The following is a 26,063-nucleotide window of genomic DNA, read 5'->3' as shown; positions in this document are numbered from 1 at the left end:
TTCCTTTTTATGCGCTTACCGGCTCGGCCCGTTTCAGCATCTCGCGCACAAGGCTGCGATAGGCCTCGGCCCCGCGCGAGGTGGTATCGTAATCCAGCACCGGCATCGCATAGGATGGCGCCTCGCTGACCCTCACATTGCGCGGGATCACGGTATCGAACACCAGCTCCCCCAGATATTGGCGCGCGTCGTTTTCCACCTGTTGCGACAGGTTATTGCGCTTGTCATACATCGTCAGCACGACGCCCTCGATGCGCAAGCCCGGATTCGCGGTCTGGCGCAATTCGCGGATCGTGAGCATCAACTGCGACAACCCCTCGAGCGCGAAAAATTCGCTCTGCAGCGGCACCAGAATGGAATGCGCCGCGACCATCGCGTTGACCGTCAGCAGGCTGAGCGACGGCGGACAGTCGATCAGGATATAATCAAACCCGTAACCTTCCATCGCGGGTTGGCGCAGTGCGTCATGCAGCAGGAAACTCCGCTTTTCATTCGCCACAAGCTCGATATCCGCAGAGCTGAGATCGGTGGTTGCCGGGGCTATCAACAGCCCTTCGACATTCGTGGCGCGGATCACCTCGTTCAGCGGGGCGTCCTCCATCAGCAGGTCATATGTTGTGCGCGCCCGCTGCGTTGGATCAATGCCCAACCCGGTGGAGGCGTTGCCCTGCGGATCAATATCCACGATCAGAACGGTCAGCCCCGCCTCGGCCATCGCCGCCGCAAGGTTGATGGCCGTCGTCGTTTTCCCGACGCCGCCCTTCTGGTTGGCGATCGCAATGATCTTTGGGGCCCCTGTGCGCGTCGGATCAGACATGGGAAAGCTCTCCGATGGTGAGGATGACCGCATCGGGCGCGGTGCGGCTTGCTGTTTTCTGAACGTCAAAGCGCCAGGAGGCAAGCGCCTCCTGTATTTCCGCCGTATGGTTTGCGCCCTTGAGGAAAATCGCCACGCCGCCCGGCGCGAGATGCCGTGCGGCATAGCCAAGCAGAACAGACAGCGAGGCCAGCGCGCGCGCGGAAACCACATCGGCGGCAAGTGGCGAAACATCTTCGATTCGCCTGGCGATGATGGTCATCGGTACGCCGAGCTCGCGCGCTACGGTTCTCAGGAAAATCGCCTTGCGCTGATCGCTTTCCACCAGCGTGAGTCGCATCTCTGGCGCGCGCTCTGCGGCGAGGATGGCAACGACCGCCCCCGGAAATCCGCCGCCGCTGCCCAGATCAACCCAATGACGCGCGCCCTGCGGCGCCAGATCGAAAATCTGCGCCGAATCGGCGATATGGCGGGACCACGCGTTTTCCAGCGTGGATCTGGCGACAAGGTTGATCGCCGGGTTCCATTTTTTCAAAAGCGCCACATAGGCGGTCAGCCGGTCCAGTGTTTCACGTGAAACATTCAGATCCGCCCCGGCCAGATCGCTCATGCGGATTTCCGCTCCGCCAGACGCAACCGCGCGAGGATCAGCGTCAGCGCCGCCGGCGTCATTCCGTCAACACGCCCCGCCTGCCCCAGCGTCGCCGGGCGCACGCGCGAAAGCTTGGCCTTCAGCTCATTGGACAGGCCGTTCAGCGCGTCGTAATCGAAATCCGCCGGGATTGCCTGCGCCTCGTCCCGCTTCATCGCGGCGACGTCCTGTTGCTGCCGCTTGATGTAATTCGCGTAGAGCGCGTCCCGCTCCACCTGCGCGCGGATGTCGGCGGGCACATCGGAAAGCGCAGGCTCCAGCGCGATGACATCGTCGAAGCCTACATCCGGAAAGGCCAGCAGATCGAACCCCGATCGCCGGTTGCCATCGGCGCTGATGCGGATGCCCGCCGCGCCGATCTGCCCGGGTGTCAGCGACATCGCATCCAGCCGGGTGCGCGCGGCACCGATCTTTTCCATCTTCTCGGCAAAGACGCGGGCGCGCGTGGCCCCCACGCATCCAAGCTCCAGCCCCAAAGGCGTCAGCCGCTGATCGGCGTTATCGGCGCGCAGCGACAGGCGGAATTCGGCGCGTGAGGTGAACATGCGATAGGGTTCCGTCACGCCGCGGGTCACCAGATCGTCGATCATCACGCCGATATAGCTGTCCGTCCGGCTGAACAGAACCGGCGCGTCGCCCAGGGCGGCGCGCGCCGCATTCAGCCCGGCGACCAGCCCCTGGGCGGCGGCCTCTTCATATCCGGTTGTGCCGTTGATCTGCCCGGCCAGATAAAGCCCGGGCACATCCCGCACCTGAAGCGTCGCCAACAGGGCGCGGGGATCGACGTAATCATATTCGATCGCATAGCCGGGCTGCAGGATATCCGCTGTCTCCAGCCCCCGGATCGAGTGCACGTAATCCGCCTGCACATCGACCGGCAGAGAGGTGGAAATCCCGTTCGGGTACACCGTGTGATCGTCGAGCCCCTCAGGTTCCAGAAAGATCTGATGCGAGGTTTTATCGGCGAACCGCACGATCTTGTCCTCGATCGAGGGGCAATAGCGCGGGCCGACGCCTTCGATATGCCCGCCATACATCGCCGAGCGGCTCAGGTTGCCGCGAATGATCTCATGCGTTTTTTCATTCGTATGGGTGATGCCACAGGCGATCTGCCGCGCGACTGGCGCGGTGGAGAGGAACGAAAACAACACCGGGTCATCGTCGCCCGGCTGGGTTTCCAGCGCGGCCCAGTCGATCGTCCGCCCGTCGAGCCGCGGCGGCGTGCCGGTTTTCAACCGGCCGAGGGGAAGGCCGAAGCCATCGATCCGCTCGGCCAGCTTGACCGATGGCCTGTCGCCCATCCGCCCGCCCGGCCGCTGCACATCGCCAATATGGATGACGCCGCGCAGGAAGGTGCCGGTGGTCAGAACCACCGCGCCCGTCGTCAGCTCTGACCCGTCATCGAGGGCGACGCCGGTCACCGTGTCGCGCTGCATCAGAAGGTCGGTCGCCTCGCCCTCGATCACCGTCAGATTGGGCGTTGCGGCGATGAAGCCCTGCATGGCCTCGCGGTAAAGCTTGCGGTCGGCCTGCGCGCGGGGCCCCTGCACCGCCGGGCCCTTGCGCCGGTTCAGCAGGCGAAACTGGATACCGGCGCGGTCGGCGGCCTGGCCCATCAGGCCATCCATCGCATCCACTTCGCGCACCAGATGGCCTTTGCCAAGCCCCCCGATCGCCGGGTTGCAGGACATCACGCCAATGCCATCGCGGCGCAGTGTGATCAGCGCAGTGCGCGCACCAAGGCGGGCCGCCGCATGGGCCGCATCCGCACCGGCGTGACCGCCGCCAATCACCACAACGTCAAAGTCGCGATGTTTCACGTGAAACACTCCTTACTTACCCACACAGAAGCTCGAGAAAATCTCATCGAGGATATGTTCTACATCCACCCGCCCCACGAGGGAATCCAACGCCCGGATGGCGCCCCGGATCTCCTCTGCGGCAAGCTCCGCGCTGTCCTCTCCCCTCCATACCTGATTCCGTGCCCGGGCAATAGAGGAGAGCGCGCCGAGAATCGCCAACCTGTGACGTTCCCGCGTCGCCGTCGCCGCCCGCGCCGCGCGGGTTTCCAGCCGAGAGGTAATGGCGGCGATCAGCTCTGCAACCCCCGCCCCGGTTTTTCCCGACACGGCTGGCGCGTCCGTGCGGTGCAGATCGGCCTTGCCCTGCAGCACGATATCCTCCGCCTCTGGCGCAAGGCCGAGGGTGGAGCCGTTCGAATCCAAAAGGAACACCCGAAGATCCGCCGCCAAAGCCCGCTGCCTGGCCCGATCAATACCGATACCCTCGACCACATCATCGGTTTCGCGCAGCCCGGCGGTATCCAGCACGGTCACCGGCAACCCGCCAAGATCCATCCGCACTTCGATCACATCGCGGGTGGTGCCCGCGTATTCCGAGGTTATCGCCGCCTCGCGCCCGGCCAACGCGTTCAGAAGCGTGGATTTACCCGCGTTCGGCGGGCCGACGATGGCCACCTCGAACCCGTCGCGGATGCGTTCGGCGGCGGAAACCCCCTCTGCCTCGCGCGTCAGATCAGCCTCGACCCTGTCGAGCAGCTCCAGCACCTCGGGCGAGACATCGACGGGAACCTCTTCATCTGCGAAATCAATCGTCGCTTCGAGCAGCGCCGCCGCGCGGATGAGATCGGCGCGCCACGCCTCCGCCCGCACACCGATCGCGCCCGACAGAACCCGCAGCGCCTGACGCCGCTGCGCCTCGGTCTCGGCCTCGATCAGATCGGAAAGCCCTTCGACCTGCGTCAGGTCCAGCCGCTCGTTTTCCAGCGCGCGGCGGGTAAACTCGCCCGGCTCCGCCAGACGCAAACCCTCGATCTCGGAAAGCGCGTGCAATACGGCGCTGACGGTCGCGGGGCTGCCGTGGGTGTGAAGCTCCGCCACCTCTTCGCCGGTGAAGCTCGCCCCGGCTTCGAACCACAGCACCAGCGCCTCGTCCAGCAGCGTACCGTCGGCCCCGTGCAGCTTGCGCACCGCCGCAACCCGCGGTTCGGGCAGGCGGGCGCCAAGCGCCATCACGGCCGTCCGCGCATCGGGCCCGGACAGGCGGATGACGGCCACCCCGGCCTTGCCGCGCGCCGTTGCAAGGGCATAAATCGTGTCCACCGCAAAACCCCTTTGACGGGCGACCCGTCAGGTGTTCATGGAGTCGAAGAATTCCGCGTTGCTTTTGGTTTGTTTCAGCTTGGAAATCAGGAACTCGATCGCATCCGTCGTGCCCATCGGGTTGAGGATCCGGCGCAGAACAAAGGTCTTTTGCAGATCGCCCTTGTCCACCAGAAGCTCTTCTTTCCGGGTGCCCGACTTGAGGATATCCATCGCCGGGAACACCCGCTTGTCGGCCACCTTGCGGTCCAGCACGATCTCGGAGTTGCCGGTGCCTTTGAATTCTTCAAAGATCACCTCGTCCATCCGGCTGCCGGTGTCGATCAGCGCGGTGGCGATGATGGTCAGGCTGCCGCCCTCTTCGATATTCCGCGCGGCACCGAAGAAACGCTTGGGCCGTTGCAGCGCGTTAGCATCGACGCCGCCGGTCAGAACCTTGCCGGACGACGGCACGACGGTGTTGTAGGCGCGGCCCAGGCGGGTGATCGAATCGAGCAGGATCACCACATCGCGCTTGTGCTCGACCAGGCGTTTGGCCTTTTCGATGACCATTTCGGAAACCGCCACATGGCGCGAGGCAGGTTCATCGAAGGTCGAGGAGATAACCTCGCCCTTCACGCTGCGCTGCATGTCCGTCACCTCTTCGGGGCGTTCATCGATCAGCAGGACGATCAGATAGCATTCCGGGTGGTTCTTCTCGATCGAGTTGGCGATGTTCTGAAGCAGAACCGTCTTACCCGTGCGCGGCGGCGCCACGATGAGCGAACGCTGGCCCTTGCCGATCGGCGCGACCAGATCGATGATCCGGGCCGAACGGTCCTTGATCGTCGGATCCTCGATTTCCATCTTCAGACGCTCGTCGGGATAGAGCGGCGTCAGGTTGTCGAAGTTGATCTTGTGCCGGGCTTTTTCCGGATCCTCGAAATTGATCTGCGTCACCTTGGTGATCGCGAAATAGCGCTCTGTCTCGCGCGGGGCCTGCATCACGCCTTCGACCGTGTCACCGGTGCGCAGGCTGTGCTGGCGGATCATCTCGGGCGACACATAGATGTCATCGGGGCCGGGCAGATAGTTCGCCTCGGGCGAGCGCAGGAAACCGAAGCCGTCCTGAAGCACCTCGAGCACGCCATCGCCGGAAATCTCCCACCCCTCTTCCGCGCGCTCCTTGAGGATGGAGAACATCATGTCTCCCTTGCGCATGGTCGAGGCGTTCTCGATCTCCAGCTCCTCGGCCATAGCGAGGAGATCCTTGGGGCTCTTGGCCTTAAGGTCGGACAGGTTGAGGCAATCTTGGGTCATGGAATAATGGAACTACGCTGTGACCCTGCGCAGTGATTGGCGGCAACGGGTCGGTCAAGTTTGGGAAATCGCGGGCAGGAACGCCCTTTCGGCGATGACATAAGGCCAGATGACCGCCGAGTCAACGAATTCAGAATTTAAGGACCACGGAAAAAACGATCACCAGCATCAAAAGCGTCGGCACCTCGTTCATCATCCGGTAATTTTTTCCGGTGAGGCTGTTCGTGCCGGATATGAAATCCTTGCGTCGAAGGCCAAGCCAATGATGAAACCAGGTCATCGCCAGAACAGACGCCCCCTTGGTGTAGGGCCAGACAGCCGACCAATCGACGATGCCGGGTGTGAAGACCAGCATCAGACCAAAGATCCAGACCGCGATCATCGACGGGTTCATGATGAAGCGCAGCAGCTTCATCTCCATGGTCTGGAACAGCGCGTCGGTCTCGGTTCCGGTTTCCACCTGCTCGGTATGATAGACGAACAGACGCGGCAGATAGAACAGCCCGGCCATCCAGGTCAGGACGGCGACGATATGTAAGGATTTCGTCCAGGGATAGATGCCCGCCAGAAAATCACCCATCGCTCGTATTTCTCCCCACCCTGATCGGTTCTTCCTTCTAAGATAAATAAAGAAGAAAAGAAAAGATGATGATTTAGTAGGGGCTGTGGATAGTGGGGATTATTGAGTCATCCCCGGTTTCGTTCACAGAAATCCGTGCCTGTGTATAACTGTGGGAGAAACTTGAAGAATCTTGAGAGAAGTAGATTTTTACTATATTTATCAGATAGTTATTTTTAACCAAAGTTAATTCTTCTGTGAGTAAAATTGCGCGAAATCGCCGAGACGCTGCGTTTTCCCGCGCGCATTTCCAGGATTTCCCCATGGGATGACCGCCTTGTATCGCTTGACAAAACCGGGTGAGATTTACCAAGTCGGCCGGAATGTGGGGATTTCCCCAATCCCGTCCTCTTCTTCTTCGTGGGACAGTCCACAGGGTTTTCAACATGGTGCAAACTGTCATCCTCGCGTCCGGCTCGGAAATTCGTCAGGCGCTGCTGCGGCAGGCCGGGGTCGAGTTCGAGGTGCAGCCTGCCCGCATCGACGAAGAGGCGATCCGCGCGGCGCTGGAGGCCGAAAGCGCGACGGCCCGCGACGTGGCCGATACGCTGGCCGAATTCAAGGCGCGCAAGATCAGCGAAAAACAGCCCGACGCGCTGGTGATCGGCTGTGATCAGGTGTTGGCGCTCAACGGGCGCATCCTGTCGAAAGCCGCCGATCCGGGCGATGCCCGCCGTCAGCTTCAAGAGTTGCGCGGCAATCGCCACCATCTGCTGTCGGCAGTGGTGATCTGCGAGGCCGGCAAACCGCTCTGGCGGCATGTGGGAGAGGTGCGCCTGACGATGCGCGGGTTTTCCGACACATATCTGGATGATTATCTCGCCCGGAACTGGCACAGTGTGAAGCATGCCGTGGGATGCTATAAGCTCGAGGAAGAAGGCGTTCGCCTGTTCTCTCGTATCGAAGGAGATTATTTTAACGTGCTTGGCCTGCCTCTTCTTGAACTTCTTTCCTATCTGACCACCCGCGGGACGTTGCAGGCATGACCGACAAGATACCGCTTGCCGGTGTCATCGGATCGCCGGTGGCGCATTCGAAATCACCGAAGCTGCAGAACTATTGGCTGAAGAAATACGGTATCGCCGGATATTACATTCCGATGGATGTTGCGCAGAGCGATCTGAAAGAGGCGCTGCAGGCGCTGCCCAAGCTTGGGTTTGTCGGCGTCAATGTCACGATCCCCCATAAAGAGCAGGCGTTGAAACTGTCCGATGTGGTGACGGATCGCGCGGCGCTGATTGGCGCGGCGAATACGCTGATCTTTCGCAAGGACGGAAAGATCCACGCCGATAACACGGATGGCTACGGGTTTCTGGAAAACCTTCGCCAGGGCGCGCCGCATTGGGTTGCGTCGGCCGGGCCGGCGGCGGTGTTCGGCGCGGGCGGCGCATCGCGGGCCGTTGTCGCCGCGCTTGCCGAGGCCGGAGCGACGGAAATCCGGCTGACCAACAGAACCCGCGCCAGGGCAGAGGCGATCCGGGCGGAATTCGGGCCCAAGATCACGGTGTACGACTGGGTGCAGGCCGGCGACATGATCGACGGCGCGGCGACGGTTGTGAACACGACATCGCTGGGCATGGTCGGCAAGCCGGAATTCAAGGTTTCCCTAGCCGCCCTGTCGCCCGACGCGGTGGTGACGGATCTGGTCTATGCGCCGCTGCGCACCGCCTTTCTGGAACAGGCCGAAGCGGCGGGATGCACGATCGTCGACGGGCTGGGGATGCTGCTGTTTCAGGCCACACCGGGGTTCGAGCGCTGGTTCGGCAAGCGCCCCGAGGTGGATGAAGAAACCCGCGCGGTCATTCTGGAACCATGAGCGGGCGGCCGTTCATCATCGGGCTGACCGGTTCCATCGGCATGGGCAAATCCACCACCGCGAAGATGTTCGCCGAGGCCGGGATCGCGGTCTGGGATGCGGATGCGGCGGTTCACAGGCTTTATGGCTTCGGCGGTGCGGCGGTGCCGGCAATCTCCGTGCTTCGACCCGAAGCGGTGATTGACGGCGCGGTCAGCCGCGAGGCGCTGAAGGCCTGGATCGCCGAGGATGGCACCGCGCTGGCAAAGATCGAGAACGTTGTTCATCCGCTGGTTGCCGCGGATCGCCGGGCCTTCATCGCGGGGCATGGCGCGGGGGATATCGTGCTGCTCGACGTGCCGCTTTTGTTCGAGATTGGCGGCGACCGGGATATCGATGCGATTGTCGTTGTGTCGGTGCCCGAGGATATTCAACATGCCCGCGTCATGGCACGGCCCGGCATGACGGAGGCGCATCTCAAAACCATTCTTGCCAAGCAGGTGCCCGATGCCGAAAAACGGGCCAGGGCCGATTACGTGATCGAAACCCTGACGCCGGAGGGTGCGCGGGCGGCCGTTCTTGCGGTGATCGAGGATATCAGGGGGAAGATGCGGAATGCGTGAAATCGTTCTGGACACTGAAACAACGGGGTTCGAACCCGGACAGGGCGACCGGATCGTCGAGATCGGCGCGGTGGAGCTGTGGAACCATCTGCCGACCGGCAAGACCTATCACCAATATATCAACCCCGAACGCATGATGCCGAAAGAGGCGTTCGAGGTGCACGGGCTGGGCGATGATTTTCTGCGCGACAAGCCGGTGTTCCGCCATATCGGGCAGGCGTTCCTTGATTTCGTGGGCGACGCCAAGCTGGTGATCCACAACGCGGCCTTCGACATGAAATTCCTGAATGCCGAGCTGGGCTGGATCAACCTGCCTACCCTGCCCTGGGATCAGGCGATCGATACGCTGGCCATCGCGCGCAAACGGTTTCCCGGCTCTCCCGCGTCGCTGGATGCGCTGTGCCGCCGGTTCGGCATCGACAATTCCGCGCGGGAAAAGCATGGCGCGCTGCTCGATTCCGAAATTCTGGCAGAGGTCTATCTGGAGCTGGTCGGCGGGCGTCAGCCGGATTTCGCGCTGGGCACGTCTTCGGCGGATCGTTCCGAAGCGGGCGGCGGGCAGGATGAATGGCGGCCAAAGCCACGCCCGTCGCCCCTGCCCGGCCGGATAACCGAGGCCGAAACCGCCGCCCATACCGCCTTTGTCGAGACGATGGGCGACGGCGCGCTTTGGAAGAAGTTCGGCTGAGGCCTAGTTGGCCGGCTGCGCGGTTTTCTGCGCTTCGGCCCGGCGGGCAATTTCCTGGCGGTAGAGCGCCACGAAATCCACCATCTCCAGGTTCAGCGGCGGGAAGCCGCCATCGCGGGTAAGATCGCTCACGATCCGGCGCACGAAGGGGAACAGCATCCGCGGGCATTCGATCAGCAGGAACGGATGAAGCTGATCTTCCGGTACATTCTCGATATGGAAGATACCGGCATATTCGAGTTCGATCAGGAACAGCGGCGCGTTGTCGGACTTGTTGGTCGAACGCACGGTGAACTTGGTGATCACCTCGAACTGATGATCCACGGGGCGCTTTTTGGCATCGAGGGCGACCTGAACCTGAATATCGGGCGTCACCTCTCCGGTCACGCCTTTCTGCATCAGGAAGTTTTCAAACGACATGTCGCGGATGAACTGGCCCAGGATCTGCATCTTGGGCTGTGCGGCCGCTGCCGGCTCTGCGCCGTTTTTGGCGGTCTCGGTCATGGTTGGCTCCGGATTGGGTTTCGGCTCTCGCGCCGGTGCTTAGCAGGAAGCCGCAAGTGCCTCAATGCTGCGTCCAGCCGGAACTGCCGTTAATTGGCGGATTGTCCTTGCGGACCTCTTCATATTCGCCGTCGATCACATCGCGGGAGGCGTTGCCCGGGCGCGGCGCCGGCCCGGTTGTGAATGTCTGAACCTGCACCCGCGCGCCGACCCAGCGGTAGGCCAGCGCCCGGAACGCCGGGATCAGCAGCAAAAAGCCGAACGAATCGGTGAAAAACCCTGGCGTCAGAAGCAACGCGCCAGCCAGCAGGATCATCGCGCCATGGGCAAGTGGCTCTGTCGGGTCGCGCAGCTCGTTGAACGACGAACGGATCTGCCCCATCGCCAGCGCCCCCTGATTTCGCATCAGCGAAGTGCCCAGAATGGCCGTCAGCACCACGATGGCAAGTGTCGGCCACAGCCCGATAAGCCCGCCGACCTGAACGAACAGCGCGATCTCGATCAGCGGTATTGTCAGAAAAAGCACGAAAAGCCACATGGCAAACCCTCTCACGTCACTGGGTGGCCGGTAGACTTGACCATCCCCCTGCCCTACATATGTGCGTTAAAGACCTGTTACCAACCCCCCGTGCAAGACGAGGCTTATATGAACTCCGCCATCATCCAACTTCTGGTTCTGGCCGGGATTGCCGTTTTTCTCATTCTGCGCCTGCGTTCCACGCTCGGAACGCGCGAAGGATTTGAAAAGCCGCCTGTCCCGATGCAAGGCCCGTCGAACAGCAAGACGTCGGCCCGCCGGGAGTTCGAGGTGATCGAAGGTGGCGTCGATACCGATATCACCGACCATGTCGAAGACGGCACCGAGGCGGCGAAAGCGCTGGCCGCGATGAAGCTGACGGAACCGGGCTTCAACGTCACGGAATTTCTGTCGGGCGCCCGCGGCGCCTATGAGATGATCCTGATGGCCTATGAGAATGGCGATCTGAGTCAGGTCAAACCGTTCCTGTCTTCTGATGTTCATGAAAGCTTCGCCCATGGCATCGCCATCCGCGAGGCGAAGAACCTGTCGGTCGAGGCGAATTTCGTCGGCGTGCGCGAGCTTGCGCTTCAGGATGCGCATTTCGCCCGTGATACCAACGAGGCCGAGTTGACGGTCAAGTTCGTGGGCGAGCTGACGTCGGTGGTGCGCGACCAGGATGGCAATATCGTCGAGGGCAACCCGAACGAGATCAAGCGCCAGCGCGATGTCTGGACCTTCGCCAGGGTGATGGGCGCCAATGATCCGAACTGGCAGCTGGTGGCAACGGGGGGATGATCCGTGGCCTGCGGGCTGTTGCCGCTGCGGCGGCCCTGGCGATGATCACGCCGGGCGGAGCCTTGGGCGCATCGGCCGAAATTCTTCGGTTCGACGATCTCGAAGGCTGGGCAACGGATGATCACGCGCAGGCCCTTTCTGTTTTTCTGGAAACCTGCCCGGATCTGGACCCTGTCGACTGGGGCCCGCTTTGTGCTCTGGCGCAGGCGCGGCCCGCCGCGAAATCCTTTTTCGAAATCTTCTTTCGCCCGGTTCTGATCGGCGGCGGCGAGCCGGCGCTGTTCACCGGATATTTCGAACCGGAACTGGAGGGCGCCCGCCACCCCGGTGGCCGTTTCCGCACGCCGCTTTACCGCAAACCGCCCGAACTGCCCGAGGGCGAGGCCTGGGTCAGCCGCGCCGAGCTTGAGGATCAGGGCCTTTTGCAGGGGCGCGGTCTGGAAATCGCCTGGGTCGATGACCCGGTGGAAGCATTCTTTCTTCAGATCCAGGGCTCCGGCCGCATCCGGTTGCGGGATGGCACGGCGATCCGGGTCGGCTATGGCGGCTCCAACGGGCATAAATATCAATCCATCGGCGCCGAGCTGGTGCGCCGGGGAATCTACCAGCCGCACCAGGTTTCGGCGCAGGTGATCCGCAATTGGGTAAAGCGGAACCCGTTGGATGGGCGCAATCTTCTGCGCCACAATCCGTCTTTCGTGTTCTTTCGGGTGGTGCGCGGCGTGCCCGCCGAAAAAGGCCCGCTCGGGGCGATGAACCGCTCCATCAGCCCGATGCGGACTGTGGCGGTGGATCCGGCCTTTACCCCGCTGGGTGCGCCGGTCTGGATTGAAAAGGCGGGCAAGGATCCGCTGCGGCGGCTGATGATCGCGCAGGATACGGGATCGGCCATCAAGGGGCCGCAGCGCGCGGATATTTTCTATGGCACGGGGGATGCCGCCGGCCGCAAGGCGGGCCATGTGCGCGATCCGGGCCGCATGGTCGTGCTGTTGCCGATCGACAAGGCGCTTGCGCTGGTGCCGGGGGGCTGAGCGGTGCAGCGTCGCCCGCCGCGAGGCCTGAGCGCCGAGGAACGCGCCCTTTGGCAAAAGGTCACCGAGACCGCGGTTCCGATGCATCCCGACCATCCCCGGAAAGTCACGAAAGACGCCAAACAGCCGCGGCCATCACATCAACCGGGCGAGGCACCGCCGCGCTTCAGGATCGGGCAAAAGGCCGCGCAAACGGCCCCTGCCCACCCGGCCGCGCCCGATCCGGCGCACGCGCCGGTGCGGATGGATCGCAAGAGCTTTGACCGCATGAAGCGCGGCAAGCTGTCGCCCGAAGCGCGGATCGACTTGCACGGGATGACCGTTGCGCAGGCGCATCCGGCGCTGACATCGTTCATCCTGCGCGCCCATGCAGATGGAAAACGTCTGGTGCTGGTGATCACCGGCAAGGGCAAGCGGGCCGAGGATGACGGGCCCATCCCGGTGCGGCGCGGTGTTCTGAAGCATCAGGTGCCGCATTGGCTGACCTCGCCGCCGCTTGGCAGCGCGGTGCTGCAGATCACGCCGGCCCATGCCAAACATGGCGGCACCGGGGCCTATTACGTCTATCTCAAGCGCCAGCGCTGAGTTTCGGGCTATTGCGCCAGCGAGGTGATGGGCGACAGCACGATTTCGGTGGCCTGCTGCACGGTCAGCACGGTGCCCTGAACAAGCCCGGTCTGCCCCGAGGTATCGCCCTTGATCAGCGTTTCCAGGGCCTTTTGCTTACCCAGAATGCTGATCAGCGCGGGCGAGGATCCGATCGTGAAATGCCCGAGATCCCGGACCCCGGAGAACCCGGTGACATCCACGATCGTCACGTTCAGATCGGCGAATTTCTCGATGCTTCGGACGTTGCCGAGCCGGTTGCGTTCGCCCGTCAGCCGGGCCGAAAGATCCAGCACCCGGTCACGTTCCGACACGATCACGACGAAGGGCTCGGGCAGCCGCCCGATCCGCGCGGCCTGCGCCCGGAACAGATTGACGTCGATATCCGGAGCAAGCAGAACGACGGAATCGACGGTGCGGTGAAGCTCGGCTGGTGAGCGGATGGCCATCTGCCGCAGGGTTTCCATCGTCACCTGCGCGCCCATGGAATGCCCGACCAACAGAATGTTGTCGGCCCCCGCGCGCCGTACCTCGGTTATCAGCTCTTCCAGCCCGTCGCGCGCGAACAGCGCGCTGTCACGGTCATAGGCATAGGCGACCGGGTTGGCGCGCGACGGCCAGGTATAGGTTATCGAGACCGCATCAATATCGAAGTCATGATCAAGCTGCGCCGCGCGAAACACCCCTTCGGCGAAATTGGTGTTGAACCCGTGCACGAATATCACCGCTTCACGTTTGCCCACCGGCCGTTTGCGGAATTCATGCGAAAGCGCGCTGCGAAAGGTTTTCGGATCGCCGAAAAACTGGCTGGACGACAGCGCGAAGTGCTTTTCGGGATCTGGGTTGCCGGAAACCTCCATCCGGCCGACCTTGTGCTCTGGCGGAACCGAAACCGAAACCTCGCCATAGGTCGGCATGAGCGCGCGGCCGATCCCCTCCGGCCGGTTCTTTTCAGAGGTGCGCGTGCTGCCGTAGTAAACCTTGACGGTATCGCCGATTTCCGCGGCCTCGGGCACCAGCATGGTGCCCGGGCGCGGTGTACAGGCGGCCAGCATTATGCTGGCGCAGAGAAACATGAAAACCTTGTTCATAAGTCCTGTAACCTGCCGCTCGTTGCACGACGGATACGACAAGCAGGGGCTTCATGCCACCCCGAATATTACAGAACGTAGCGGCTCATATCGGCGGATTTCAGAAGCTCGCCGAGATTCTGATCGACAAAACCGGCGTCAACCGTGACGGTATCGCCCGATCTGTCGGGCGCGGTAAAGCTGAGTTCTTCGAACACGCGTTCCATCACCGTGTAAAGGCGGCGCGCCCCGATATTCTCGATGCTCTGGTTCACCTCCGCCGCGATCCGGGCCAGCGCGGCGATGCCATCATCAGTGAAGCTGACGGTCACCTCTTCTGTGTTCATCAGCGCGGTATATTGCCGGGTCAGCGCATTGTCGGTCTCTGTCAGGATGCGCACGAAATCACCCTCGGTCAGGGCGCGCAGTTCCACCCGGATCGGCAGCCGGCCCTGAAGCTCGGGCAGCAGATCCGACGGTTTGGCGATGTGAAACGCGCCCGAGGCAATGAACAGGATATGGTCGGTCTTGACCGGCCCGTATTTGGTGGAAACCGTCGTGCCCTCGATCAGCGGCAGCAGGTCGCGCTGCACCCCTTCGCGGCTGACATCGGCGCCGCGCGCATCCGACCGGGCGCAGACCTTGTCGATCTCGTCGAGAAACACGATGCCGTTTTCCTGAACCGATTCCAGCGCCGCGCGATTGACGGTTTCGTCATCCAGGATCTTGTCGGCCTCTTCGCCGATCAAAAGCTCATAGCTGTCGACAACGCTCATCTTGCGCTTCACGGTGCGCCCGCCGAAGGCTTTGCCGAAAATGTCGCCGAGATTCATCATGCCCATGTTCTGGCCGGGCTGGCCGGGGATCTCGAACATCGGCATCGGGTTGGAGGTGTCGGCCACCTCCAGCTCGATCACGGTGTCGTCCAGCTCTCCGCGCTTGAGCTTGCCGCGGAACATTTCGCGCGTCTGCTCGCGGGCGTCCTTGCCGGTAAGCGCCTCGATCACCCGGTCTTCGGCGGCCTGATGCGCGGCGGCCTTGACGTCTTCGCGCATTTGCTCGCGGGTCTGGGCGATGGCGCTGTCCACCAGATCGCGGATGATTTGTTCCACGTCACGGCCGACATAACCGACCTCGGTGAATTTTGTTGCCTCGACCTTGATGAAAGGCGCCCGGGCCAGCTTTGCAAGGCGGCGGCTGATCTCGGTTTTGCCGACGCCGGTGGGGCCGATCATCAGGATGTTTTTCGGATACACCTCGTCGCGCAGGTCCGCGCCAAGCTGTTTGCGCCGCCAGCGGTTGCGCAGGGCCACGGCCACGGCGCGCTTGGCGTCTGCCTGTCCGATGATGAACCGGTCGAGTTCCGAAACAATTTCGCGGGGGGTAAGGTCGGTCATTTGGAGATTTTCTCTACCGTCAGATGTCCATTTGTGTACACGCAGATATCGGCGGCGATGGCCATTGCCTTGCGTGCGATCTCTTCGCCGGAAAGCTCGGTTTCCATCAGCCCGCGCGCGGCGGCGAGGGCATAGTTGCCGCCAGAGCCGATGGCGGCCACGTCATGCTCGGGCTCCAGCACATCGCCCGCGCCGGTGATCACATAGATCTCGGCCCCGTCGCTGACGATCAGCATCGCCTCCAGCTTTTGCAGATATTTGTCGGTGCGCCAGTCCTTGGCCAGTTCGACCGCGGCGCGCTGAAGCTGGCCCGGCGTCGCCTCCAGCTTGGCCTCCAGCCGTTCCAGCAGGGTAAAGGCATCGGCGGTCGATCCGGCGAAGCCTGCCACCACGTCATATCCGCCGGGCGACAGCCGGCGCACCTTGCGCGCGGTGCCCTTGATCACGGTCTGGCCCAGGCTGACCTGCCCGTCACCGGCGATCACCACCTCGTCCCCGCGTTTCACACCCAGGATCGTGGTGCCATGCCAGCCGGGAAAATCACTCTCTGCCATCGGGGCCTCCTTTGCTTGGGGGTTATATGGCCACGGGTGCCGGGGCGCACAACCCGTTTCGCTTGTCGGCCCGTCAGGCGGGCTCTACCCTGACCGCGATGGCGAAGGTGAAAACGGTCGGGATCTATCTGGAGAACGGGCTGCGCGAAAGCGCGGTGGCCGGGCGGCACAATTTTCTGAACCGGGTGAGCGCGGCGCTGGCCTCTTGCGGCGTTGCCGTGGAATACCACCCCGCCACCGGGGCCGCGCGGCAGCGATCGGCCGATCACCCCGGCCATGCCCTGTTTCACATGGACGACCCGCTTCACAATCGCGCGCTCAGCTTTCGGCGCGCCTATTTCTATCCGTTCTGGACAATCGAACCGACCGCGCGCCGGTGGGAGTTTCACGCCGCCCGGACCCGGTTCGATCCCGATCGCATCGACCCGGAACAGGCGCGCCGCCTTGTCAGCCGTCACCGCGAAAGACAGTTCCCGGGTGCCGAGCCGGGCGATGACGGGTTCATCTATGTGCCCCTGCAAGGGATCCTGAGCCGCCAGCGCAGCTTTCAAAGCTGCAGCCCGCTGGACATGATCGCGCAGACCGCGCGGCGTTTCCCGGACCGCCCCGTTATCGCAACGCTGCACCCTCGTGAAACCTATACGCCGCAGGATCACGCGGCGCTGGCCGATCTTCAGGCGGCGCATCCCAACCTGGAGCTTCGCAGCGGCGGGATGCAGGCGCTTCTGCCCCGCTGCCGCATGGTGGTGACGCAGAATTCCTCTGTCGCGTTTTCGGGGTATTTCTTTGAAAAGCCCGCCGTGCTGTTCGGCCGGATCGATTTTCACCATATCGCGGCCAATGTCGGGCAGCTCGGCGCGGGCCGCGCGTTTGACATGGCCGGGCAGATGCGCCCGGATTACGCGCGCTATCTGTTCTGGTTTCTACAGCGGATGGCGATCAACGCGGGCCGCCCGGAAGCCGAGGAAAAGATACTGCGGGCGCTGCGGCGGGGTGGCTGGGATCTGTGAGCGCAGCAAACGAAAAGGGGCGCCGAAGCGCCCCGAATTCGCGATGATACATCAGCTCAGATCGATTCTTCGATCCAGCCTTTCAGCGCGGCCTTGGGCGCGGCGCCGATCTTGTTGGATACAACCTGGCCATCCTTGAACAGGAACAGCGCGGGGATGCCGCGCACGCCCATCTGGGCCGGGCTGTCGGGGTTTTCGTCAACGTTTACCTTGACGATCTTGACCTTGCCTTCCATCTCGGCGGCGATCTCTTCAAGCGCGGGGCCGATCTGTTTGCAGGGGCCGCACCACTCGGCCCAGAAATCCACCACGACGGGGATGTCGGAGGCCTTTACTTCATCGTCGAACGTGGCATCGGTAACGGGAACGGTTGCCATGAGTGTTCTCCTTGGAATCTCGGTTGCCCTGAAAACTATGGAGCCACCCGGGCCCCGTCAAGATGTCGTCGCCCGGCCAAGCGCAGAAGCAACAAGTTGTGATGGCAGGGGCATCAGCTCTGCGCTGCGCGTCCACAGGATAGCGGTTTCCACGATTTTGTCCGGATAGATCCGCGCCAGCGCCGCCGCATAGGCGCCCATCTGCCGAAGGATGCCTTCGGGCACGTCTTCGGGCCGCTTCGGCACCAGCGCGTTGGATTTGTAATCCACCGCCAGAACGCGGTCGGCTCCGACGATCAGCCGGTCGATGGCACCCTGAATACGCCTTCCGTCAAGCTCGGGAAGCGCGGCGGTGATCTCGACCTCTGTGAGCGCGCTTTCGACAAACAGAGTGGCCAGCGCCGGCGCGGTCAGAACAGTCTCTGTTTCCGCCAAAATCGCGGCCAACTCCTCTGGCGCGCAGGGCGTTTCATCGCCTGACAGCAAGGTCTCGGCGGTGTCGCGCCAGACGGCACGGTCGAAGGCGGGAAGGTGTTCCAGCAACAGATGCAGGCGTGTGCCGCGCAGCTTCGCCGCCTCCTCGCTCAGCCCGGCCGCCTCGCCCGCGACGATCTTGGCCCCGCCCAGATCGGAGGGCGACAGCGGCGCGGGCGGCTTTTCCGGTACGGCCGCGCGCTGGCGGGCCCAGAGCGGCAAGGCCGGCGCGGGTGGTTCGGTTTCGTCGGCGGCGCCGACGCCGGCCATATGCCAATCGCCGGTTTCCAGCCGCAGCCCGTCGCCAAAGGGAAAACGGAAGACACCCGCCCCGGCGCGGGTCATCCCCGCCTTGATCTGATCGTACCAGCTTTCGCCCTTGCCAAGATCGCCGGCGGCGCAGGTGATCAGCCATTGTTCGGCTCGGGTCATGGCGACGTAGAGCAGCCGCTGCCGTTCCTCTTCCTGCCGGGCGATCAGATGGTCGCGGGCCTCTGTGATCATCTGCGGGCTGTCGTCTTTTCCGGTCTTCCAAAGCGGCAGACCGCCGGGGCCTTGCAGCACCTCATCCTGAACCCGGACGTCGCGCTTGCCGGTGTCGGGCAGGATGACGATCGGCGCCTCCAGCCCCTTGGAGCCATGAACGGTCATCACGCGTATGCGGTTGCCCGCACTGTCAAGCTGGCGCTTGATCTCGACCTCGTCACGGGCCAGCCAGCTTAGAAAACCCGTCAGGCTCGGCACCTCCATCCGCTCGTAGGCCAGCGCCTGCGACAGCAGCGCGTCGATACCATCCTCGGCCTCTTCGCCCAGCCGCGCGATCAGCCGCCGCCGCCCGTCATAGCGGGTTAGGATGCGTTCGATCAGATCATAGGGGCGCAGGAAATCGGCGTCGCCCATCAGGGCGTCGAGCATCGAAAACGTCTCTGTATAACCGTCTTTCCGGTTTCGGAGCGTGGCCCAAAGGTATTTCTCGGCCCGTCCGGCGGACAGATCATAGATTGCGCTCTCGTCCCAGCCGAACAATGGCGAGCGCAGCGCGCAGGCCAGCGAAAGGCTGTCTTCCGGCGTGGCGAGGAAGGACAGAAGCGCGCTCAGATCCTTGACCGCCAGCTCGCCGCCGATCTTCAGACGGTCGGCCCCGGCGATGGGCAGGCCCTCGGCCTTGCAGGCACGGATGATCTCGTGAAACAGGCCAGAGCGTCGCTGCACCAGGATCAGGAAATCCCCGGCGCGCACCGGGCGGCGCCGGCTCTCGCCGCCCTCCTCTTCCCACAGGGTTTCGCCGCTTTGGATCATCCGGCCGATTTCAGCGGCCACGCGTGCGGCAAGACGCACAGTGTGATGTTCCGGCGCGGGCGTATCGACCGGATCGGTCCAGTGCGGCTTTTCCGGGTCGGGCGATTTGTCGATCACCGGCCACAGATCCACCCGGCCCGGCATCTGGTCGCGGAACGCGCGATGCGTCACCTCATTGCCGAGACCCTTGCGCGCATTTTCCTGAAAGGTGCAATCCACCGTTCGCAGGATCGCCCCCGACGACCGGAACGAAAACTCGAGCAGCAGTTCCTGCAGCGGGTCCGCGACATCCTGCAACCTGCCGGAAAACTGATCGCGCATCCGGTCGAACCCGTCGGGATCGGCGCCCTGGAAGGAATAGATCGACTGTTTCTTGTCTCCGACCACGAAGATCGTGCGGCGAACGTCCGCCCGCGCGCCCTTGCCAGAGGTGATTTCCTGCGCCAGCAGGTCGATAATTTCCCATTGCACGGGGCTGGTATCCTGCGCCTCGTCCACCAGAATGTGGTCGATGCCGCCGTCCAGCCGGTACAGCACCCATTCGGCGACGCCGGGATCGGTCAGCAGGTCACGCGCCTTGAGGATCAGATCGTCGAAATCGAGCCATCCGTGGCGCAGTTTCGCCGCCGCGTATTCGGGCAGAAACTCTGCGGCGAACCGGTGCAGGGCCAGCGTCTTTTCCGCCGCCGCCAGCGCCACCCGCCGTTCACGCGCCGCCTCGACACGCGCCATGAGAGCATCGAGCTCGGGCATGATATCCGGGCAAGCCGCCTGCGTTGCCTTGGTCGGAAAAGAGCCGATCTTTGCCGAATAGGGCGATTTCGCGCCGCGTCCCGTCAGAAACATACCTTCGAGCAGGGCAAGCGCCTGATGATCGAGAGCGCCGCCGCCCAGAGCGGCAAGCTTGTCGGCCGCCTTCACGTCATTGGCAGAGCCACCGCGCAAGGCCGCGATCAGCCGGGCAATCAACGCCGCCTCGCCGCCAAGGAAAACCGCGCGGTTCAACTCACCCGCGGAATAGCCGGGCGGCAGGCCGAACTGCGCCCAGATCGCGGCTGCATCGGCAGCGCCGGGGAACAGGTTGCGGTGTTTGGCGATCTCTTCGGTCAGCCGGGCGAGATCATCGCCGGTATACCATCGCGCGATCCCGTCAAAGGCCACCGGGTTGGGGCCGTCGGCAAGCGTTTCAACGATCTCTTCGCGCAGGTGCCGCGCGGCGCGGTCATCCATTTCGACAAACTGCGGCGAAACGCCGGCCTCTAGCGGGAAACGCCGCAAAAGAGAGGCACAGAAGGAATGGATGGTCTGAATCTTCAGCCCGCCGGGGGTTTCGATGGCACGCGCGAACAGCCGCCGCGCCCGGCGCAGCACATCATCATCAAGGCTCTGATCCGTCCCGAGCGTGCGCAGTTTGCGCCGCAGCGCATCCTCTTCGAGCATCGCCCATTCGCCCAGCCGCCGGAACAACCGGTTCTGCATCTCGCTGGCGGCGGCCTTGGTATAGGTCAGGCACAGGATGTGCTGCGGCAGCACCTCGCTCAGCAACAGCCGCGCCACCCGGTCGGTCAGCACCCGGGTCTTGCCGGAGCCCGCATTTGCCGACAACCAGGTCGAGGTATCGGGGTCGGCCGCCTGCACCTGCCGTTCCGTTGCCGCGTCGCGGATCATCGGCCCACCTCCACCGGCTGCGGCGCCTGGCTTTCGTCCCATTCGCCGTAGCGCGAGAGGTGATCGTAATCGGTAACCTCTTCGCGACTGAAGATGACCCGCCGCGCGGTATATCCCTGATCACGGGCGTGGTATTTTTCGATCAGCGCGGCAAGATCGGCCCATGTCTCATCCACAAGCCCGTTTTCCAGCGCGTTGACAACGATCTTCGGCGAGGCGCCAAGCCCGATATAGGCGACATGATCCACCGGCGCGGGCGCCAGCCCTTCGAACCCGCCGCGTTCGGCCATCGCGGCTTCCAGCAAAAGCTGTTTGTCCAGCTCTTTCATCTGTGCCAGCGTCGGCGGCGTCCCGGTCTTGTAGTCGTAGATGACCAGCCGCCCGTCATCGCGCTGGTCGATCCGGTCAGCCTCGGCGGTCAGCATGAAACCATCGGGCAGGTGAACCGCGCCTTTGCGCTCGAGCGCGATCCAATGCGCCTGGGCCTGCCGCTCGGCCTCTCCGGTCAGGAACCAGTCCGCCACCCGCGCCAGCCGCGCCCGCCACATCCGCCGCGCGGCGGGCCAGGGCGCATCGCTTTGGAACACCTCGTCGGCAATGGCCAGAAGATCGGCCTTGGCCTGCGCCGGGTCCGGGTTCACGCCGCCCCGCAACAGCCGTTCGAACACCTTGTGCAGGATGGTGCCGCGCAGCGGGGCGTCGGGTTCCTGCCACAGGGGGTCAAGCGGGTTCAGGTTCAGCACATAGCGCGCGTAAATCGCATAGGGATCGCGGATAAGCGTCTGAATCCGGGTGACGGAGAGCCGGTTTGGCCGAACGGGCACCGGCGGGCGCGGCGAGGGGCGCGGTGCGGGATCCCGCCGCGCTTCCGGCTCTTCCAGCGTGGTGGCCAGCGCGAGCCATTCGCGCCCGCGTGCCCGCATCTGCGCCAGCGCCTCTGCACCGTTCTGGCCGGAAAGACCGTTCAGCAGGTTGGTCAGCCGGTTCAGCCAGCGCGAGGGAACGGTCTCTGCCTCGGCATCGCGGATGGCGCGTGTCAGGAACACTTCGGGCGCGGCGATGGCCTGTTGAAAATCATGTGCGGCCAGGCCGATACGGCGTTCCGGCAACAATAGCCCCACGTCGCGCCGCATCTCGCGGTTCAGCCATGGATCGGGCGGCGGCATCGCGGGCCAGCTTCCTTCGTTCAGCCCGCCGAGAATAACCAGATCGGCCCCCTGCACCCGCGCCTCCAGCGTGCCCCAGAACATGATCCTCGGGTGCGGCTGGATCGGGTCATGCACCTCATAGCGGTTCAGGACCGAACGGAACAGGTCGCCATAATCACCGGGGGTCAGCGTGCCGCCATGGGGGGCCTCGGCGACGAGATCGGCGACGGCCTTCTGCGCTTCTTTTCCGGCGGGTTTGTCCCACAAATCGCCCGAACCGGCGGCATCGGCGCCGGCCGCCAGCGCCTCGGCAAGGGTCTGGTGATGGGCGATGTGATCGCAGAGCGGCCGGGGCCCGATATCGGCGAGACCGTCGAGCAGCCCCGCCAGCCAGCGCGCCCAATCCGCGCGGCCATCGGTGCCCGCCTCGGCCCAGCGAATGAGATCGCTGCCCAGCGGAAACGGCAGCCCGACGCGGCGGACATGCAGCTCCAGCTCGCGCGTCCACAGAAGATGCGGGCCGCGCAACCCCTTGGACGAACTTGTCAGCGGATGTTTGAGCAGCGCCAGCAGCGCCTCGGCCGTGAGCCGCTGACCGAAAAGCGCCGCGACGTGGCGCAGGAAACGCCCCGGCGCCGAAAGCTGAAGCGGCAACCCGGCGCTATCATCCGGTTCGATCCCCCAGCGATCAAGCGCGGCGGTCACCTGCCGGGTCAGCATCCGGTCGGGCGTGATCAGCGCGGCGGTCACGCCGTCTTCGGCCGCCTGGCGCAGGCGCAGCGCAATCGACAGCGCCTCGGCCCGTGGCGAGGGCGCCTCGATCAGGGTCATCCGCGCCGTTGCGGTATCGACCCCGTGCAGATTGCGCCCCTCATCAAGCCATTGATCGGTAACCGGCGCAGGGCGCAGCGCAAGCGAAATCAGGCGGTTTCGTGTCGGATTCGCCGGGCGGGCCGTATCGTTCCAACAGCGCACGTCCGCAGGCTTCGTGCCCATCGCCTCTGTCAGCTTGCGGAACCGGAACTGGGGATGATCCTCGGCCGTCATCGCATCATCCATGGCAGACCAGACGCTTTCGGGCTGATCGAAATCGAACCCGGGCAGCACCACCGCCCCCTGCGGCAGCCGCGCCACGGCTTCCATGAAAAGCGCGGTCGCCCCGCGCGACCCGGTGGAGCCGGCGACGATCACCGGATGCGAGGGCGGCGCGACCTGCCAAAGCCGGGCCAGACGTTCCGCGGCCAGCCTGCTGTGTGCCTCCTTGTCCAGCGCATCGTCGCCGAAGAAGCGGTCGACGATCGAAAGGAAACGGCGTGTCCGTTCCCAATGGGCGGAGAGATGCGACAGGTCGAGCTCTTGCAGGGCCCTGGGCGGAACGCCTTCGCCCTGCATTTCGTCCATCAGCGCGGCAAGGCTGTCGGAAAGATCATAGATCGCGGCGCTGGGCGCAAGATCGGGCTGGCGCTGCAACAGCCCCGCCACAAGCTGGCTGAGTTCAAGCCGCCGGCGCAGCGCGGAGACCGGTGGCGGCAGATCGGCCATCGTGGCGCCCTGCCCCAGTTCGCTGACAAGGCGGATACGCGGCAGCAGGCGCGGCGGGCCTTCGGCGAACAGGGCGATCAGCCGGCGCTGCATCCGCCGCGTGTTCACATAGATTTCGACCCGGGCCCAGTCTTCCGGCGGATGCTCGGACAGTCTCTGTTCCAGCCCGATCAGTAATTCGCGCGGAAAGTCCGTTCCGGGCGGCAGGCCAAAGATCCGGGGGCCGGGCCGGTCAAACATTGCCGGGCTCTGACAGCATGGCCTCGGCAAGGGGTATCCCTTCGGGCGTGCCCACATCGCACCATCCGCCGTCGTGAACGACGCCGAAAATCCGTTCGTCCAGCAGCATGGCATCCCACAGCAGGTTCAGCGAAAACGCCTCTTCCGGCACGGTTTTCAACCCTTCGGTGCGGATGATCTGGGCGCCGGTATAGATCAGCCCCGGCCCGCGCGTCAGATGCCCGCCCTCGCCCAGCATGAAATCACCCGCGCCGGAATGGCCCACGGCCCGTTCGCGCGGCGCCAGCAGCAGCAGCGCATCCATGCGCGCCGGATCCCAGGCGTTTGCAAGCTGTGCCAGCGCATTTGCGCCGGTCCAGACGGCATCGGTGTTCAGCGTGAAAACCGGCCCGTCCCCCAGCAGCGGCAGCGCCTTGCGAAGCCCGCCGCCGGTGTCGAGGATCTCGGGCTGCTCATCCGAGATCGCGATATCGGTGCGGCCTTCGAGATGCGTCTTTACCTGTTCGGCCTTGTAATGCGTGTTCACGACCACCCGCCGCACCCCGGCCCCCGCCGCCTGTGCCAGCGCGTGGTCGATCAGGGGGCGCCCGCCAACCTGGATCAGCGGCTTCGGGCATTCGGCTGTCAGCATCCCCATGCGGGTGCCGAAGCCTGCCGCGAACAGCATCAGTGCGTCGGGGCTGTCATGCATTTTTCCCTGATCCTTTGTGATATCGCCGCCGTCACCGGCGGAAGCAGCGTTTCGACCTTCCGGCGCAGCGGTGCAAGCCCCGGATGCGCAAGATCGTTCATCAGATGCGCCCAGACCCGCGGCAACAGATCTATATAGTGCGGCTTGCCATCCCGCACGCAAAGCCGGGCAAAAACGCCGATGATGCGCAGGTTGCGCTGGGCGCCAAGCGCGGCAAAAGCCATGCGGAACCGCGCCTCGTCCTGCCCCGTGGCGGTGATATAGCGCGTCAGCATTGCGGCCTGCAATGCGGGGGGCACGTCGCGGCGCGCGTCTTCGAGCAGGGATACCAGATCATAGGCCGGGTGCCCGGCCATCGCATCCTGAAAATCGAGAAGCCCGACCCGCGCGATGCCCTCCCGCTGTGGCAGCCAAAGCAGGTTTTCGGCATGATAGTCGCGCTGAATCAACACTGGTGTGAAGGGTTCCATTGCGGCCAGAATCGTCTCGAACACAGCGCAAAACGCGTCTCTTTCGGCCAGACTGACAGGCGCGCCGGTTGCGGCGGGAACATACCAGTCCAGCGCGAGCGCGGCCAGATTGGCCATGGTCGGCGGGTCGTAAACCGCAAGATCACCTGGCGTGGTATGCTGGTGGAGTGCGACCAGAAGATCGGTCGCGGCGGTGTAAAGCTGCTCTTCGATCTGCGGCGCGGCCGGTATCGCGCGGGCGAAGAGATCGTCGCCCAGATCCTCGAGCAGAAGAAATCCGGCGGTCGCATCTTCGGCCAGAATCCGCGGGGCGCTCAACCCGAGCGAGGTCAGGTGGCGCGCCACCCGAATGAAGGGCCGGACATCCTCGCCCTTGTCCGGCGGGGCATCCATCAGCACAGCGCGGGTACCGGAAACCGGATCGGTCAGCCGGTCATACCTGCGGTTCGACGCGTCCCCGGCAAGCACATCGCGCCGGGCCGCGCCCCATCCGGCCGCTGCGACGAAAGCCGTTGCAAGTGCTTGCCGGTCAGTCATTCGCATTCGCCTTTAGCAGGGGGCTCAGCCGTTCGTGCCAGTGCGGGTCGGTGGCGGTGATGCAGACATGGCGGGCGTCGGGCGCCTCTGCCTGCGAAAACCGCAGGTGCAGCGCGTTCGGCGGGGCAAGATCGCCCAGCCGGTCGGGCCATTCGACGAGGCAGATGGCGGTTTCGAACGCCTCTTCGAGCCCAAGCTCCAGCACCTCGTCGACATGGGTCAGGCGGTAAAGATCGCTGTGCCAGATTTCCAGCCCGCCGGCATCGTAGGTTTGCACCAGCGTGAAGGTCGGTGAGGGAACATCCTCGACCGTGCCCGCGCGGGCCAGCAGAAACTGGATAAGGGCGCGCGCGAAATGGGTCTTTCCGGCGCCGATCGGACCTTCCAGAAGCAACACATCGCCGGGGGCCAGAACCGGCGCGATCCGCTGCGCGAGATTGGCCGTCGCCGCCTCGGAACCGAGGGTCAGGTTGGTGGAAAACGGCGCGGGACTGTCAGACATGGCGCCAGTTTTA

General features: G+C 64.0%; 25 protein-coding genes. 8 read left to right on the top strand and 17 right to left on the bottom strand.

Going from position 1 to position 26,063, the window contains the following annotated elements; translation table 11 throughout:
* Positions 1-7: 7 nt before the first annotated feature.
* The 6 genes from TQ29_RS00205 to TQ29_RS00180 all read right to left on the bottom strand — a co-directional run bounded on the left by TQ29_RS00205 (position 8) and on the right by TQ29_RS00180 (position 6,470).
* A complete protein-coding gene (locus TQ29_RS00205; protein WP_037203781.1) occupies positions 8-817 on the bottom strand; it encodes a ParA family protein in 810 nt (269 codons plus the stop codon).
* Positions 810-1,427, bottom strand: a complete 618-nt coding sequence (gene rsmG, locus TQ29_RS00200) for a 16S rRNA (guanine(527)-N(7))-methyltransferase RsmG (RefSeq protein ID WP_054537549.1) — start codon at positions 1,425-1,427, stop codon at positions 810-812. Before rsmG ends, TQ29_RS00205 begins: the two co-directional genes overlap by 8 nt.
* Complete coding sequence (gene mnmG / locus TQ29_RS00195) at positions 1,424-3,289, bottom strand: tRNA uridine-5-carboxymethylaminomethyl(34) synthesis enzyme MnmG (RefSeq protein ID WP_054537548.1); 1,866 nt, start codon at positions 3,287-3,289, stop codon at positions 1,424-1,426. Before mnmG ends, rsmG begins: the two co-directional genes overlap by 4 nt.
* Before the next feature lie 12 nt (positions 3,290-3,301).
* A complete protein-coding gene (gene mnmE / locus TQ29_RS00190; RefSeq protein WP_054537547.1) occupies positions 3,302-4,591 on the bottom strand; it encodes a tRNA uridine-5-carboxymethylaminomethyl(34) synthesis GTPase MnmE in 1,290 nt (429 codons plus the stop codon).
* A 27-nt stretch (positions 4,592-4,618) separates the two neighbouring features.
* Entirely contained in the window at positions 4,619-5,890 is a 1,272-nt protein-coding gene (rho, locus tag TQ29_RS00185; protein ID WP_037203784.1) for a transcription termination factor Rho, read from the bottom strand.
* A gap of 130 nt (positions 5,891-6,020) precedes the next feature.
* Positions 6,021-6,470 carry a CopD family protein gene (locus TQ29_RS00180; RefSeq protein WP_054537546.1) on the bottom strand — a complete coding sequence of 150 codons (450 nt, stop codon included), beginning with the start codon at positions 6,468-6,470 and terminating at the stop codon, positions 6,021-6,023.
* Positions 6,471-6,895: 425 nt separating this feature from the next.
* Here TQ29_RS00180 and TQ29_RS00175 point away from each other — a divergent pair, with 425 nt between their 5' ends.
* The 4 genes from TQ29_RS00175 to dnaQ are packed head-to-tail and all read left to right on the top strand — an operon-like array spanning position 6,896 to position 9,615.
* Positions 6,896-7,495: a nucleoside triphosphate pyrophosphatase gene (locus tag TQ29_RS00175; RefSeq protein ID WP_054537545.1), complete on the top strand. Its 600-nt coding sequence runs from the start codon at positions 6,896-6,898 to the stop codon at positions 7,493-7,495.
* Complete coding sequence (locus TQ29_RS00170; protein WP_054537544.1) at positions 7,492-8,325, top strand: shikimate dehydrogenase; 834 nt, start codon at positions 7,492-7,494, stop codon at positions 8,323-8,325. Before TQ29_RS00175 ends, TQ29_RS00170 begins: the two co-directional genes overlap by 4 nt.
* Positions 8,322-8,927, top strand: coding sequence for a dephospho-CoA kinase (coaE, locus tag TQ29_RS00165; RefSeq protein ID WP_054537543.1), 606 nt, complete (start codon positions 8,322-8,324; stop codon positions 8,925-8,927). The genes TQ29_RS00170 and coaE overlap by 4 nt, the downstream gene beginning before the upstream one ends.
* Positions 8,920-9,615 carry a DNA polymerase III subunit epsilon gene (dnaQ, locus tag TQ29_RS00160; protein WP_054537542.1) on the top strand — a complete coding sequence of 232 codons (696 nt, stop codon included), beginning with the start codon at positions 8,920-8,922 and terminating at the stop codon, positions 9,613-9,615. The genes coaE and dnaQ overlap by 8 nt, the downstream gene beginning before the upstream one ends.
* 3 nt (positions 9,616-9,618) lie before the next feature.
* On the opposite strand, the gene secB is transcribed toward dnaQ, so the two are convergent.
* The gene (gene secB / locus TQ29_RS00155) at positions 9,619-10,119 is read right to left on the bottom strand and encodes a protein-export chaperone SecB (protein WP_054537541.1); all 501 of its coding nucleotides are present in this window, start codon (positions 10,117-10,119) and stop codon (positions 9,619-9,621) included.
* Positions 10,120-10,180: 61 nt separating this feature from the next.
* On the bottom strand, positions 10,181-10,657 hold the full coding sequence (locus TQ29_RS00150; protein ID WP_054537540.1) for an FxsA family protein: 477 nt from the start codon (positions 10,655-10,657) through the stop codon (positions 10,181-10,183).
* Between the two features lie 108 nt (positions 10,658-10,765).
* On the opposite strand from TQ29_RS00150, the gene TQ29_RS00145 reads away from it, so the two are divergent.
* Genes TQ29_RS00145 through TQ29_RS00135 form a run of 3 tightly spaced genes read left to right on the top strand, consistent with a single transcriptional unit; the run spans position 10,766 to position 13,050 of the window.
* Entirely contained in the window at positions 10,766-11,434 is a 669-nt protein-coding gene (locus TQ29_RS00145) for a Tim44/TimA family putative adaptor protein (protein WP_054537539.1), read from the top strand.
* Positions 11,431-12,465 (top strand): murein transglycosylase A, encoded by a 1,035-nt coding sequence (locus TQ29_RS00140; RefSeq protein WP_054537538.1) that lies wholly within the window; start codon positions 11,431-11,433, stop codon positions 12,463-12,465. Before TQ29_RS00145 ends, TQ29_RS00140 begins: the two co-directional genes overlap by 4 nt.
* 3 nt (positions 12,466-12,468) lie before the next feature.
* Complete coding sequence (locus TQ29_RS00135; RefSeq protein WP_054537537.1) at positions 12,469-13,050, top strand: Smr/MutS family protein; 582 nt, start codon at positions 12,469-12,471, stop codon at positions 13,048-13,050.
* 8 nt (positions 13,051-13,058) lie between these two features.
* On the opposite strand, the gene TQ29_RS00130 is transcribed toward TQ29_RS00135, so the two are convergent.
* The 3 genes from TQ29_RS00130 to hslV all read right to left on the bottom strand — a co-directional run bounded on the left by TQ29_RS00130 (position 13,059) and on the right by hslV (position 16,092).
* Entirely contained in the window at positions 13,059-14,162 is a 1,104-nt protein-coding gene (locus TQ29_RS00130) for an alpha/beta hydrolase (protein ID WP_054537536.1), read from the bottom strand.
* A 68-nt stretch (positions 14,163-14,230) separates the two neighbouring features.
* On the bottom strand, positions 14,231-15,538 hold the full coding sequence (gene hslU, locus TQ29_RS00125) for an ATP-dependent protease ATPase subunit HslU (protein WP_054537535.1): 1,308 nt from the start codon (positions 15,536-15,538) through the stop codon (positions 14,231-14,233).
* On the bottom strand, positions 15,535-16,092 hold the full coding sequence (gene hslV / locus TQ29_RS00120; protein ID WP_037203816.1) for an ATP-dependent protease subunit HslV: 558 nt from the start codon (positions 16,090-16,092) through the stop codon (positions 15,535-15,537). The genes hslU and hslV overlap by 4 nt, the downstream gene beginning before the upstream one ends.
* A 26-nt stretch (positions 16,093-16,118) precedes the next feature.
* Here hslV and TQ29_RS00115 point away from each other — a divergent pair, with 26 nt between their 5' ends.
* A complete protein-coding gene (locus tag TQ29_RS00115; protein ID WP_235974409.1) occupies positions 16,119-17,102 on the top strand; it encodes a hypothetical protein in 984 nt (327 codons plus the stop codon).
* A 56-nt stretch (positions 17,103-17,158) separates the two neighbouring features.
* On the opposite strand, the gene trxA is transcribed toward TQ29_RS00115, so the two are convergent.
* The 6 genes from trxA to tsaE are packed head-to-tail and all read right to left on the bottom strand — an operon-like array spanning position 17,159 to position 26,050.
* Complete coding sequence (gene trxA / locus TQ29_RS00110; RefSeq protein ID WP_037203817.1) at positions 17,159-17,479, bottom strand: thioredoxin; 321 nt, start codon at positions 17,477-17,479, stop codon at positions 17,159-17,161.
* Between the two features lie 57 nt (positions 17,480-17,536).
* Positions 17,537-20,920 (bottom strand): double-strand break repair helicase AddA, encoded by a 3,384-nt coding sequence (gene addA, locus TQ29_RS00105; RefSeq protein WP_054537533.1) that lies wholly within the window; start codon positions 20,918-20,920, stop codon positions 17,537-17,539.
* The gene (gene addB, locus TQ29_RS00100) at positions 20,917-23,850 is read right to left on the bottom strand and encodes a double-strand break repair protein AddB (RefSeq protein WP_054537532.1); all 2,934 of its coding nucleotides are present in this window, start codon (positions 23,848-23,850) and stop codon (positions 20,917-20,919) included. The genes addA and addB overlap by 4 nt, the downstream gene beginning before the upstream one ends.
* The gene (locus TQ29_RS00095) at positions 23,843-24,541 is read right to left on the bottom strand and encodes a nucleotidyltransferase family protein (protein ID WP_054537531.1); all 699 of its coding nucleotides are present in this window, start codon (positions 24,539-24,541) and stop codon (positions 23,843-23,845) included. The genes addB and TQ29_RS00095 overlap by 8 nt, the downstream gene beginning before the upstream one ends.
* Positions 24,517-25,548: an aminoglycoside phosphotransferase family protein gene (locus TQ29_RS00090; RefSeq protein WP_054537530.1), complete on the bottom strand. Its 1,032-nt coding sequence runs from the start codon at positions 25,546-25,548 to the stop codon at positions 24,517-24,519. Before TQ29_RS00090 ends, TQ29_RS00095 begins: the two co-directional genes overlap by 25 nt.
* Entirely contained in the window at positions 25,541-26,050 is a 510-nt protein-coding gene (tsaE, locus tag TQ29_RS00085) for a tRNA (adenosine(37)-N6)-threonylcarbamoyltransferase complex ATPase subunit type 1 TsaE (RefSeq protein ID WP_054537529.1), read from the bottom strand. Before tsaE ends, TQ29_RS00090 begins: the two co-directional genes overlap by 8 nt.
* Positions 26,051-26,063 lie beyond the last annotated feature (13 nt).

This window comes from Actibacterium sp. EMB200-NS6 (assembly GCF_001305615.1).
In the GTDB taxonomy this organism is placed as follows: Bacteria; Pseudomonadota; Alphaproteobacteria; order Rhodobacterales; family Rhodobacteraceae; genus Actibacterium_A; species Actibacterium_A naphthalenivorans.
This window is presented reverse-complemented; position numbering and strand designations above follow the sequence as displayed.